This is a genomic window from Acetobacter sp. DsW_54, from assembly GCF_002153575.1.
GTDB lineage: Bacteria > Pseudomonadota > Alphaproteobacteria > Acetobacterales > Acetobacteraceae > Acetobacter > Acetobacter fabarum.
This window is the reverse complement of sequence record NZ_JOPD01000042.1, coordinates 1-12,672: the sequence shown is the minus strand read 5'-3', so window position 1 is coordinate 12,672 and position 12,672 is coordinate 1. Positions and strand designations below refer to the sequence as shown.

The following is a 12,672-nucleotide window of genomic DNA, read 5'->3' as shown; positions in this document are numbered from 1 at the left end:
AAAAATACCTCACTCACAGGCCTACCCTCCATCGGTAAGCCTGTGAATCACAACCTCTCGCTCAGTTCAATAAATTAATAGGTCCTGATCCTAAGACGACCTTGAATAATATTCATTCAAGGTCGTATGAAATTACTTTGATTTTTCATTACACTCTTTTTGTAAAGCCTCATTTCCCGAGGCCATACATGTCATTAGAAGCTGTGATTTCAAAACATCCTTCTTTGCCTCTTTTGCTATTTTTATACGCAACGGCAATATGTCTCTATTATCAAATAAATCTTGTTCAGTTTTTAAATATGCTTCTGCTTCATCATATTTTTTTTGTTCCTCCAGTAATTCGGCCCAATGGTGCACAGCAGGAAGCGTGACATCTGGACGATTACTATCACTTTCAAGGAGCGCAATTGCTTGTTTTGTTTTACCTTGAGAACGTAAAACAGTAGATGACAAATCCGCCCACACCACGCTGTCACGCACAGGCGAAGTAACTTGAGAAAGTTCTTTGTGCGCTTCCTGCATATTTCCAGAAGAAATTGCCATTTCAGCACTTAAAATATGTTTAGACCCACTGAGGAAACGTGTCATTTCACGCGTCTTCAACCATTTTTGCAAGGATGAGCGCTTTACATCCGTAATTTGATCTGCATATTCCCTCTGCTCGTAAATACTAACTTTACTTAAACGTTCTTTAGCAAAAGGATGCTGCATCTCAGCCAATTCAATGCCTTCCCGCAGGTAGTTGCTGGCAACAGATCCGGCATTTAAGCTAATTTTATTGTCGCTTACTGATACCAGATCAGGACGAGAAGCTTTCTTCTTTTCAGCATCTTCATCCTGTCTTACCAGAACTTTTATAACGCTGTTTGCTTCATCTGTGGAATATCCGGCTTTAACCATAAGATCGATAGCAAGAATATCGGCTTGTGTTTCTTGCTCTCTTGACCAGATATTAAACAGGGTCAGATTGATAAATTCATGCGCACCAACTGTCGAAAGAATTGCTTTTGACGTGCTGCCTGCAAGGGCTGAACCACCAAACATATTTGATGCTATGGATCCAATTTCCAAAGCGCCAGTCAGATACCCTTCCATAATTTTATTTCTTTGCATGGCATCGGTATGGCCCAGCAAAATATGCGAAAGTTCATGAGCTAACGTATATGCCAATGCGTCTTCTGTTTGTACATTAGCATTATCATGAAAATACTGGAGCAGACCCGCTGTTAAAAAAATTGCACCACCGGCCGACACATCAGACGTAAAATCGCCACTTGGAACAAGAAATATTTTGACTAATGGTTTTTGACCATTCCACCCAGCGAGTAATTTATCGATAATACCAGCAGGATAAGATGTAATATACGTATCTTCAACAACACCAAGTTCCATATTATTATTGGGGCCAAGAAGCTGTTGCTCAGGTATATTTAATTGATAATCATTGCGTGGCGTTATTTGAGAAATATAAGTACCTTTATCTGGCACACTAGGGCCGCTTCCAACCATAGAGCAGCTTGAAAGGGCCAATAATGAGATGTAAGAAAGGATTTTTTTCATAATACTTACCGAGATGTGCAATTGGAGGTGAGATTGTTACTTGAACCTGCCGCTGTATCCAAGGAGCCAGCATTCATAACAAGGCAGGGTGTGACTGGCGGTGCTTCTTCTTTAATGTCAGTCTGGACCGCACCTGGCTTTACAAGAACCAATCCGGCTTTTGTCTGCACTTCATACAGTCCAGTTTTAGGGTCTTTCCCCAGAAGAGGTTGGTTGATGATATCAGAGGCATTAATCTGCCCCAACGGTTTACGGTCTAACCCGAAGATATGTACGGTGTCGGTAAAAGTGCCGGTAATATGCCCAACGGCTTTTTCTGCCAATGCTGTACTAACCGGCATTATAAAAGCTACACTCATTGCAAGAAGCATATTTTTCCGAAGTGACATGCCTATTCAACCTTTGTTTATGTTACGAAAATCTATATCGTTATGAATTAGAACACCGCAAACGTAAGCTTATATTTCCTCTCTCCACTCATTCCATTCAGCCAGAGCCAACCACATAAGTAAAAGACCTATCCAGTCTGAATTAGGCCACCGTGTTATTAACTCATTAAAAACGAACCCAACGGCTGCCAAGGCTAATAAGACACCAAGATGCGAAAGAGGCGTCATATTTTCCTCCGACTTTTCCAGAGTGTTGTTATCTTTTCTGTTTATCAAGCATTTATTATAATTTCGTAAAATATATATTGATATAATAATTAAAACAAAAAACAGTATATATGCACAAAATAGATAGGGGATCGCGGTTATTATTTTTTCCCTTTGGCTTAAATCAAATACGAAAAATATCGCCGTCAAGGTAAATGCGACAAGTGCTGGCCAGAGTGTTTTCAGTTTAGGGTGTAATTGTTCAATACTCTTACCACGAGCATTTAAAAATTCAGCTCTTTTATATTTTGGTATTCGGATGATTGTTGCAAGAACAAACCATATTAAAAATTCAAAAAATTCTGCATTATCAAGTGGAAGCCCCTCAATTTCACCAGATTCATGAAAATAGTGAGTATTGTACGTCATTAAATTATCAAAGGCCATTGCATGGGTAATCACATTAGGCATGAGTCCCAACCCGGCAATCGGGGTATCATCGTGCTGATCTAGGATATCAACACCATAAAAAACGGCACGATCTTTTAATAAATTAGCCAATGGTGGAGACTGTTCATTGGTATTCCTCCCCCGGAACTCAAGTTGTTCCGCCCCCATGACTAATGGATAAAATTGCGCTTCATTCTTATCTGGCCGCAAAACTTTTGAAAAACTGCTTACACCTCGTTTGAGAGCCAGAACAATAGGAGTGGATCCAAGAGAAAAAAAGTTTGCTTCAGGAGCAAATGACACCAAAGCTTGATCGGGATCAGGTTTCAGGCCCCAGCGTACCAGCAATGGCTTTTCAAAATTTTTGTGAATCGATTGCCCACAAACTGAATAATATCTTGTTTTACAAAGACTTTCATAAACAGCAAAAGCTGCGTTGGGAACTTCTGTTTGGCCGTCTTTAATCCAGAGAGGATACAGATTTTCAGCATTTCGAATCACACTGAAGGCCTGATGTGGCCGTAATGGCTCAGGTAAATCCGGTTGCCCTTCCACGGCAGAGCCACGAGCAAAAAAGAGTGGTATCTTCAGGCGCTCGGCTTCCTGTATCACAGGAGCAAAAGAGCTTAGCTCTTCTCCGGATCTTTCTCGCATCATCCGCAGGTCTACATAAATTGCGGCCGGATGCGCTGCCAGTATTTTTTGTAAAATGATAATGTGTGTTTTATAATTAAAAGGAAAGCTTTCATCAAAATATTCTAACGTGTGGTCATTAATTGTAACGACCGCAACATGCTTATGTGTTTCTGTCGATGAAATTCCGTAAAAAGGAGCCTCAATCGCATCAAAGAAAGCAGCTGAACTTTGTTTGGTTGCTGTTTCAATTCCAAGAGGATCCAAAAATTTAAACAAAACCCAAAAAATAATAATACCCACAAAATAGACAATATTGCCCTTAAGGGCTGATCGCTTCGCGCTAGATTTTTTCATTAACGTTTCTTTAATATGATGAAATGTACGTTAACTCAGGAATAACAAACATCCATAATTTGGCAACCCATCCACGAACTATCTGGTTCATTCTCCATGACGAAGGACGTTATTACAATCAGTTTGGCGCTATAATACTTTGGGTAGCCGGAGAAGCCAATAATGTGATTAAATCTTACAAGGAAGCACTATCTGAAATCGTGTTATCTATCTCAGAGCAGGTTCCGGGTCCGAGGCCGCGCGAATTGACGGAAAATACGACACTGCGAGACGATCTTCGCATGCACAACGATGATGCTGAAAAGCTGATACACAGTTACTTTGAGCGCTTTGGTGTCAACGCTCAAACATTTGATTTCGAAAAATATTTCCTACAAGAAGGTGACGGAATCATAGGTGCGCTACGCTTATAAAAAGCGTCGTCAGCCAGATCCTGAACCTCTGACTATAGCTATGTTAGCACATGCCGCCTCTGTTGGTGCGTGGGGCTAACACCATGACTTGAGCCTAGCGCACGTCCACATTATCCCGGATCATATTAACCGTGCTGCGCTCTTTTCGATTCCCGTCTTTCGCCCGTCAATGGGTTTTCATCATTTCCTGTTGCTGAAGCAGATACCCGGCCCATCTCCGCACAGACGGATTATCATCCTGCTGAAAAGCAGGTAAAAAGGTGGCAAGATCGGGAAGGTCTGTTGCACAACTTGTCAACGTGACCAAGGCAGTCTGCCTGACAATAGCGGATTTGTCACAAAGGACTGTGCTGATCAGTTCGTGACGATCAACAGACACTTCAATATCTCGCTGCGCCAGGACCGGTATTGTGCGGCTGATTCCATGGGGCTTGTTTAACCATTGACGTCGTGTACCAGTTTGCCACCGGGCGTGCCCCCGCAAAAGCACCAGCACGGCTATCGCACAGACACCGGCTACCTGTGCCGTACGCGCCAGTATGGGCAACGCAGTATCCAAACCCGGCTTGCGTAAAAAATAACGTAGGGCCGTCGGCAGCGGCCCGCTACGCCGCACTGCAAACTGGACAACCAACTGCTCGTGCACAGCAGATTGGACAAACAAGCCCTCTATGCAGGCTGCTTGCTCCGGGGACCACCTGCTCCACTCATGCCACCGGCCACAAAGTTCTATGCCAAAGGCAGCCACAATCGCAGGATCAACCCGCCCAGACAGCGCTTCCACACACTACACAGCAGCTTGCCGCACAGGGGCTACCCAATCGTTCAAACGCACAGCAAGAATCGCCAACATGAAAGATGAATACGGCACATCTGTCAGAGCCCGCAAAGCAGCCTCACGCACATACCCGTTAGAATGAAACGTGAAAACCTGTGCCAAAGCAGGCATACAGACCAGCAAGTGCAAAGCTCTTTCGCGTTTTTCATACTCCGAATTGTGATTTTCCCAATCGTAAAATCCGAGATTTCTCTGGATATTATATATCTCAGAAATAATCCGTAATACTGGTATGGTGTTCAGGGCAGCGACCACCTCATCAACAAGCCTCTGCGGCGGCACGCCCCCTAACCGAAGACTATTACCCAGTCGGTCCAGAGCAACCAGAACATCCTCTGGCAGGGCTGCATTCGTAATCATCGTCATAAACTCTCCATGATCCAGCTTGAATGCCCGAGACATGGAAAGCTCCAGCTCAACACTCAAATGAGGACACTGTCCTCTCAATTAACGCGTCTTCGGTCCTTCTCGCTAAGCATCCATACGAGCATAAGCGCATATTATGCCCAAATTTTCTGATTTAACTGCAATTCAAAGATGTTGGATTGCTCTATAATATGCCACGACATATTTTTCTTCTACAATGCACTAAAGTGACAATGCGAGGTTTGACGTAACACTAATGGCCGTTCCTGATTACCAATCCCTTATGCTGCCGGTGCTACGCCTTGCCGCGACTGGTATTCGCCGCGTGCCGGAAATTGCCGAGACAATTGCAAACGAATACGGTCTCTCGGCAGAAGATCGAGCCGCGTTGCTTCCCAGTGGCACACAAAAATTGCTATCTAACCGTGTTCATTGGGCCAAAACGTATCTCATCAAAGCAGGTTTGTTGTCTTCTCCTGCGCGCGGTCAGTTCACAATAACACCGGCCGGTAGCGCACTCCTTGCTTCCAACCCTGCTGCCATCACACGCACCATACTGGAGCAGTACCCATCATTCGTCAGCTTTGTTGGGAGCAAACCAAATGAGGGTGAAAAACCAGAAATTTTGTCCGTAAGACCTGATTCTACCATAACAGATCACCAAACGCCTGAAGAACGCATTGAAGCTGCTCACACGGAACTGATGACCGAGTTGCGGTCAGATCTTTTGGATCAGATTTTGAGGCAGAGTCCTGCATTTTTTGAGCAGTTGATTGTCGATCTATTGGTGGCCATGGGCTATGGCGGCAGCCATGAAGATGCAGCAAAACGTTTGGGGGGCACGGGAGACGGCGGTGTTGATGGGGTCATTAATGAAGACCGCCTGGGGCTGGACCGAATTTATGTACAGGCAAAGCGTTATGCCGCTCATGTTAGCGTTGGTCGCCCCGACGTACAGGCATTTGTTGGCACTCTTGTTGGACACGGATCACACAAGGGCGTTTTTGTCACCACATCATCGTTTAGCACTCATGCCATAGAATTCGTGCGCCACCTAAGCCAACGCGTTATTTTGATTGATGGAACTACCCTTGCCGATCTGATGATCGAGCATGGCGTAGGCGTTCGTATTAGCCGCACAATAGAGATCAAAAGAATTGATCTGGATTTTTTTGAGCCTGAATGAACATTGTTGCGCTGATGGAAGGCCAGACAATTCTGTTTAATTATGCAGAATAATTCCTGGAAATATGAAAAACAGTGCGTATGTTCTGCAAAATAGATAGAGGGGATCACCTACAACGTCTCTTGACGACCCAATAAATATTAGGTATGTTTAAGGGAAATCATCATTTTATATATTGACTATGAAAATCATTCATCTCGTCCGTCTTTGCCGACCACATCAATATATAAAAAATTTTTTTGTTTTTGCTGGTCCAATTTTCTACGATGTACGTGAATACGATCTTCTTTTAAAAGATTTTCTCGCGTTCATTGCATTTTCTGCGATCTCGAGCGCAGTGTACATTATTAACGACATGATTGATGTGGATGCCGACAGGTTGCATCCCAAAAAATGCAAGCGTCCGATTGCCAGTGGTGAAATTTCTACCAGATCAGCTGTAATTCTGGCCATTCTTCTCATTACCAGTGCATTCGCACTAGGAGTGAGCATTAGCCTTTGGGCCTTTGTGTTCCTTGCACTCTACATGGTTATTAATCTCGGCTATTCCATCCGCTGGAAGCACATTCCAGTCATAGATGTTTTCCTGATTTCTTCTGGCTTTATGCTACGTATTCTAATCGGCACGGTAGGCCTGGGCATCCAGCCTACCTCATGGATCCTGCTCTGTGGCTTCATGCTGACCCTGTTCTTAGGCTTTGCAAAACGACGTGCTGAATTGCTTGCTCTAGAAAACAATAATGACATCAACCCCGCCTCCATCCGCCGGGTGCTTGATGATTATTCCCCAGAAATGATTGAGCAGCTTACTGCCATCAGCGCAGCATGCACCATCATCTGCTATAGCCTTTATACCGTTTCACCTGAAACCGTAGCACGGCACCACACAACCAACCTGATCTATACGGTTCCCTTCGTCGTTTACGGGATTTTCCGCTACCTTTTCCTTCTGCATCGCGGCACGGGTGGCAATGACACAGCCCGTGATATGCTGCAGGACCCTCATTTACTTGTCACTGGTCTGCTTTGGTTTGTCGTTATCATCGGATTGATCTCATGGCCGATGTAAGCGGTAAACATTCTTCCATATTATATTAAAAATTATCTTTATATTTTTCTCCAAAACATTTTTATATTCATAATGCTTGCCGTGATTAATACACTCAGCATGAATAGAAATGTGGAAAGTTTCAAATAAGGCATACGGTAAAACAGCTCCAACTTCCCAGCGGACGCATCAGCAGGAAGATCAACAGAGAGCATAAAGCCTGCAAACGCCGAGACTGGCACAGTCGCACCATTAAATGTTGCTTCGTAGCCGGGCCAATATGTACGTGCGAAAATCAATTTGTGCGCATTCTTGCTCCGCAACGATAGGGTCATAGCTTCATGCGTACCCGTGGCCACTGATTGTTCAGCAACCGAGATGCCCTGCAATGGCCATGAAAGCGAGCCAGGCAGCATTTCGTTTGGTAATGGATGCGAGAAAACCGTAGCATACTGCCGATTTTCGGTTTTCTGCCACTCTGCGTTTTTTTCCCGGTCGAATGTATCCGCCTGCTCTCCATTAAAGGCTATGACGTTTTTAACACGCATCAGATCAAAAAAGGACAAACCTGTTACAGGCTCAATCTCCAGCCCTCTGATGCCTGCTTCCATGGAAGTGGTACCATGAACAGAAGCCTTATGCTCTCCACGCGAGAAAAATCTTCTGGAAAGCCCTGACGGCTGCATGGGCGAATACCCATTGATACTCGGATCATTACGAGCAAATCCAACATTGCCAAGACCAATATCTTTTATATATTGGTCACTATTTTTGTACCATTTCTTATTAAAAATATTATCAACAAGATACATATTATAATAGGGATCTACCGAATTAAGATTTATTTCGGCAGAAATCCGCGGGAATATCTGCCAGTCCGGCATAGCTCCATTATGAAAGCCACCTACTCCGCGCGAGAATATCGTAAATAAAACCGTTATGATTATCCATTGCACGGCACTCATATTTTTCTGAGCAATCCGAAGTCCAAAATACCAGCACAAAATGAAAGATATACCAATGTATATGCATTTATTTGGGAATTGTACGCAACTGATCATATCCAGAATGAAGAGTGTGCCGGCAAAACAAAATGATTTATATTTTGGAGTATGGATTTTTTTGTACTGATCAAAAAAATACAGAACAGTGAGAACAAGAAAAATCTGAAAAAACGCCATATATCTGAACGGTAAACGCAACGGCCCCAAATGTTCAGGCCCTTGTGTCAGAACAAGAAAAACAAACATACAAACTATAATAGATACAACCTTAGTTGGAACACTTCGAACTGCTTTCCAGTCAATAAAGAAGAGTGCCGGCAAGATAAACCATGCCACATAAAAATGTGATGCCTTGATATGCCGATATGACATCATCACCATATGGGACGGGTGAACGGGATTGGAGAAAAATAAAAGATCGCCCAGTTGGGGAATAAGAGACCCAGCACTAAATAAGCTTGTTACATTGCGATCCGATACAGCAAGCATAGCCACAGACGGCAAAAAGGATATGAGAGCAGACATGCCCCCAAGGCCGACTGCAAAAAGAGGCAGACAGGATTGAATATTTTTATATTTAAATATTTCCAGAAATGAATAGATCAGACCAAATGTAGTAAACGCAACAATGGTCTGTGGAAATCCTATGGTAATCATCAGATATATAGATATGATCGCCGCCAGAAAATACCATTTGGACTGGTTAGCCTTTAATGTGAACGCTATGGCCCACACCATAAAAGATATGGAAGTAAACTGAGGGAACCAGCTGGAAGCATACCAGTAATATATAAAATTGTTAGTAACAGCAGTAGCCGCGGCAACGTATGAGAACTTATCTGATATTCCCAATGTCTTTGCCAAAAAGAACATACCTGATGACAATATGCCATAATGAAAGACGGCTATAAAATCAGCGCCATATTGAATGGATTTAATAAATGGCAATATGGAATACAAAGCCAGTTCAATCGGATTTAATATACCGTACTGAAACTCACCTATAAGATTCCCGCCAAACCATGTGTGCGTTGTTATAAAAGGTACCAAATGCGCATGCAGAATGGTACTGCCAATCGCATAAAACGTTGGCATATACTGCACCTGCATGTCATCACGGCAATAGGCATCGCTGTGAATCACAATAGGGATTATTGATAAAAATATACCCATCAGAAAACTGATAAAAATATTTTTATAGTTTTTGTTTTCCAAGTTCACTTGATGCCCTATACATGAAGAGTGAACTTTATATCGTTCCCAGACAAAACGTTCAATAGCGACACGCCACCCATTTTACTCTGAATTGTTTGACAATTTCTGGTGGAGTGGGCCAGCCAGCCATACACGCTGGCACTCTACGGCAAAGCTTGAGGGGCACAAAGAACCAACCCTGCGCCATCCCTCATCGTTGTCATTGTTCATAGACCAATGATATTCCTCACCACATGATCCAGCACCGCGCGTACACTTTTCGGCTTTGTTCTAACACCTGCCAGCACAAGGTGCTGAGCTTGATCGCAGGGATATGCTGTGCAGGGTATGGTCATATCGGCCAAAACGCCGGGAGGATTGCTTGAGACAGGACATCAAATCCTGGAACTGCCTGCCTGCTGTAGGGCATCAGCATGTTCTTGATATACCGGCACGCACTGCTCACCTGCCTTTACCGCCGGGTGCGGAAACCTGTATTCCGTTTGGTAACGGCCGCAGTTATGGTGATGTCTGCCTGAACCCGGATGCGGCCGTAATCCGCACCCGCGCGCTGGACCATATGATTGCCTTCGATCGGGAGCATGGCCGCATTACCTGCGAGGGCGGGGTACTCCTTGCGGATATTCTTGAACTGGTTACCCCTCAGGGCTGGTTCCCCCCCGTAACCCCTGGCACGCGCTTTGTAACGGTGGGCGGCTGCGTTGCAAACGATGTGCATGGCAAGAACCACCATGATACCGGGAGCTTCGGCAATCATGTTCGCTCGTTTGAACTCCTGCGTTCCGATGGGCAGCGCCTGACCTGTTCGGCGGCACAGAATGCGGATTGGTTCGCCGCTACAATTGGGGGGCTGGGCCTGACTGGTCTGATCACGCAGGTTACTTTTGACCTGCTCCCTGTTGCCAACCCGTTCATGGTGACGCAGGCTTACCGATTTTCGACACTGGATGAGTTCTGGCAGCTCAATGCGCGCGCTGAGCGTGAATGGTCCTATACCGTCGCCTGGATAGACTGTACCCGCCAGAGCGGGCGGGGTATCCTGTTTGCGGGGCAGCATGCGCCGCCGCAGGCTGAATTGCCCGTATGGAAAAGCCGCCACCGCACTGTGCCGGTGGACCTGCCGTTCTCATGTATCAACAGCCTCTCGCTCAAAGCGTTTAATGAGGTCTATTACCGGCAGAAACTACCCCGTGACCGGCACTTGGCACACTATGCGCCTTATTTTTACCCTCTGGACGCAATAGAAAACTGGAACCGTATCTACGGCACCAAGGGGTTTTACCAGTATCAGTGTGTTCTGCCACCACACGTCTCAGCCGATGGGGTCGCGGAGCTCATGCGCCAGATTGCACGTTCTGGCATGGGGTCATTTCTGGCAGTGCTCAAAACTTTCGGTACCCGCCCCGCCATGGGCATCCTTTCCTTCCCGCGTCCCGGAGCCACGCTGGCGCTGGACTTCCCCAATATGGGTGAGAAGACCTTGCAACTGCTGAACCACCTGGACAGCATTGTTGCATCAGCCGGGGGGGCCTTGTATCCAGCCAAAGACGCCCGCATGTCGGGAGCCATGTTCCGCCGTGGCTTCCCTCAATGGGAAAAAATGCTGCCTTTTATTGACCCTCGATTTTCCTCGGGGTTCTGGCGCCGTGTAAATGAACCTGAGGGATAACCCTGAATGAGCAATATCGTTATATTCGGCGCCACATCGGCTATTGCAACGGCATGCGCACGGGAGTGGATTGCAGCAGGCCATAATCTTTTTCTGGTTGGTCGCAGTGCGGACAAACTGGAGATCATGCGCACCGACCTGCTGGCCCGGAGCACACAGAGGCAGACAGTCGCCACGGCCACGGCCGACCTTAATGATTTTTCTACGCATGAGGCGCTATACGCTCAGGCAGCTCAGGCCCTTGGCGCGCCGGATATTGTGCTGGTCGCACACGGGTCCCTCCCTGACCAGAAAGCCTGCGAAGCTTCGGTTGAGCTGACAATGCAGGAAATCCGGACAAATGCGCTCAGCGTTATCTCGCTCACCACGCTGGCAGCCAACCTGTTTGAACCCCGGCGTGAAGGAACAATCGCTGTCATTGGCTCCGTAGCGGGTGATCGCGGGCGGCAGAGCAATTATGTCTATGGGGCAGCCAAAGGCATGGTGGATATTTTTCTGCAAGGGCTGCGCAATCGTATGGCCAAGGCTTCCGTTACGGTGCTGACCATCAAACCTGGTTTTGTTGATACCCCGATGACAGCACATATCCCCACAAAAGGGGCTTTGTGGGCGACACCGGGCCAGATTGGTCAGGGAATTATCCAGGCCGTTAAACGGAAACGGAATGTTGTCTATCTGCCGTGGTTCTGGCGGATTATCATGCTGATCATTCGGTCCATTCCCGAAGCAATCTTCAAAAAGCTTTCCCTGTGACACGTAAGCTGGCTCTGTTTGATTTTGACGGCACACTCACGCGGCATGACTCTCTTATTCCTTTCCTTCGCGCCGTCAGAGGCTATTGGGGTTTAGGCTGTGGCATGACGAAAAGCCTGCCATGGTTGGCGGGCTACGCCTTGAAGTGCACCCCGAATGATACAGCCAAACAACGCCTGCTACGTTATACGCTGGGCGGCCTTCCCCTTGACGACCTGCGGGCCGCAGGGCGCGCGTTTGCACAAAACAACATTCCCACCATGCTTCGGGCAGATATGATGGCACGGCTGCATGCACATCAGGCGCGGGGGGAGGACTGTATCCTGCTCAGCGCGTCTCTCGACCTCTATCTTGTGCCCTGGGCCCGTGCGGCAGGATTTCATGATGTGCTTTGCTCTTCTTTAGAAGGAGACCAAAAGCATCGGGCAACCGGGCAGTTAAAGGGAAATAACTGTTATGGCATTGAAAAAGTACGGCGCATAAAGGAATATATTTCAAATTCAGGCCACCACTACCAATCCATTACAGCTGGAGGGATCGAAGAACCGTTGATTGATGTGCTTGGCGGGTAATTTCTGGCTTTT

At 46.2% G+C, this 12,672-nt stretch carries 12 protein-coding genes; 6 read left to right on the top strand and 6 right to left on the bottom strand.

Features of this window, described 5'->3' with window-relative positions:
* Positions 1-132: 132 nt before the first annotated feature.
* From HK20_RS12190 to HK20_RS12180, 3 genes are all read right to left on the bottom strand, one after another.
* Positions 133-1,560, bottom strand: a complete 1,428-nt coding sequence (locus HK20_RS12190; protein WP_086647317.1) for a M48 family metalloprotease — start codon at positions 1,558-1,560, stop codon at positions 133-135.
* Between the two features lie 5 nt (positions 1,561-1,565).
* Positions 1,566-1,949, bottom strand: coding sequence for a hypothetical protein (locus tag HK20_RS12185; RefSeq protein ID WP_143296514.1), 384 nt, complete (start codon positions 1,947-1,949; stop codon positions 1,566-1,568).
* 69 nt (positions 1,950-2,018) lie between these two features.
* Positions 2,019-3,596 carry a CHASE2 domain-containing protein gene (locus HK20_RS12180; protein ID WP_086647315.1) on the bottom strand — a complete coding sequence of 526 codons (1,578 nt, stop codon included), beginning with the start codon at positions 3,594-3,596 and terminating at the stop codon, positions 2,019-2,021.
* Positions 3,597-3,760: 164 nt separating this feature from the next.
* Between HK20_RS12180 and HK20_RS13020 the strand changes: the two genes are divergently transcribed.
* The gene (locus HK20_RS13020; RefSeq protein ID WP_158093070.1) at positions 3,761-4,009 is read left to right on the top strand and encodes a DUF1493 family protein; all 249 of its coding nucleotides are present in this window, start codon (positions 3,761-3,763) and stop codon (positions 4,007-4,009) included.
* A gap of 166 nt (positions 4,010-4,175) precedes the next feature.
* On the opposite strand, the gene HK20_RS12170 is transcribed toward HK20_RS13020, so the two are convergent.
* Positions 4,176-4,673, bottom strand: coding sequence for a hypothetical protein (locus HK20_RS12170; RefSeq protein ID WP_143296512.1), 498 nt, complete (start codon positions 4,671-4,673; stop codon positions 4,176-4,178).
* Between the two features lie 123 nt (positions 4,674-4,796).
* Complete coding sequence (locus HK20_RS12165) at positions 4,797-5,273, bottom strand: hypothetical protein (protein ID WP_143296511.1); 477 nt, start codon at positions 5,271-5,273, stop codon at positions 4,797-4,799.
* Positions 5,274-5,469: 196 nt separating this feature from the next.
* Here HK20_RS12165 and HK20_RS12160 point away from each other — a divergent pair, with 196 nt between their 5' ends.
* Positions 5,470-6,399, top strand: coding sequence for a restriction endonuclease (locus HK20_RS12160; RefSeq protein WP_086647311.1), 930 nt, complete (start codon positions 5,470-5,472; stop codon positions 6,397-6,399).
* A 181-nt stretch (positions 6,400-6,580) separates the two neighbouring features.
* The gene (locus HK20_RS12155) at positions 6,581-7,468 is read left to right on the top strand and encodes a decaprenyl-phosphate phosphoribosyltransferase (RefSeq protein WP_086647310.1); all 888 of its coding nucleotides are present in this window, start codon (positions 6,581-6,583) and stop codon (positions 7,466-7,468) included.
* Positions 7,469-7,506: 38 nt separating this feature from the next.
* On the opposite strand, the gene HK20_RS12150 is transcribed toward HK20_RS12155, so the two are convergent.
* Positions 7,507-9,666, bottom strand: a complete 2,160-nt coding sequence (locus tag HK20_RS12150; protein WP_143296510.1) for a YfhO family protein — start codon at positions 9,664-9,666, stop codon at positions 7,507-7,509.
* Between the two features lie 361 nt (positions 9,667-10,027).
* Between HK20_RS12150 and HK20_RS12145 the strand changes: the two genes are divergently transcribed.
* The 3 genes from HK20_RS12145 to HK20_RS12135 are packed head-to-tail and all read left to right on the top strand — an operon-like array spanning position 10,028 to position 12,660.
* Positions 10,028-11,335 carry an FAD-binding oxidoreductase gene (locus tag HK20_RS12145; protein ID WP_198943927.1) on the top strand — a complete coding sequence of 436 codons (1,308 nt, stop codon included), beginning with the start codon at positions 10,028-10,030 and terminating at the stop codon, positions 11,333-11,335.
* Between the two features lie 6 nt (positions 11,336-11,341).
* Positions 11,342-12,088, top strand: coding sequence for an SDR family oxidoreductase (locus HK20_RS12140; RefSeq protein WP_086647307.1), 747 nt, complete (start codon positions 11,342-11,344; stop codon positions 12,086-12,088).
* Positions 12,085-12,660: an HAD-IB family hydrolase gene (locus tag HK20_RS12135; RefSeq protein WP_158093069.1), complete on the top strand. Its 576-nt coding sequence runs from the start codon at positions 12,085-12,087 to the stop codon at positions 12,658-12,660. The genes HK20_RS12140 and HK20_RS12135 overlap by 4 nt, the downstream gene beginning before the upstream one ends.
* Positions 12,661-12,672: the final 12 nt, after the last annotated feature.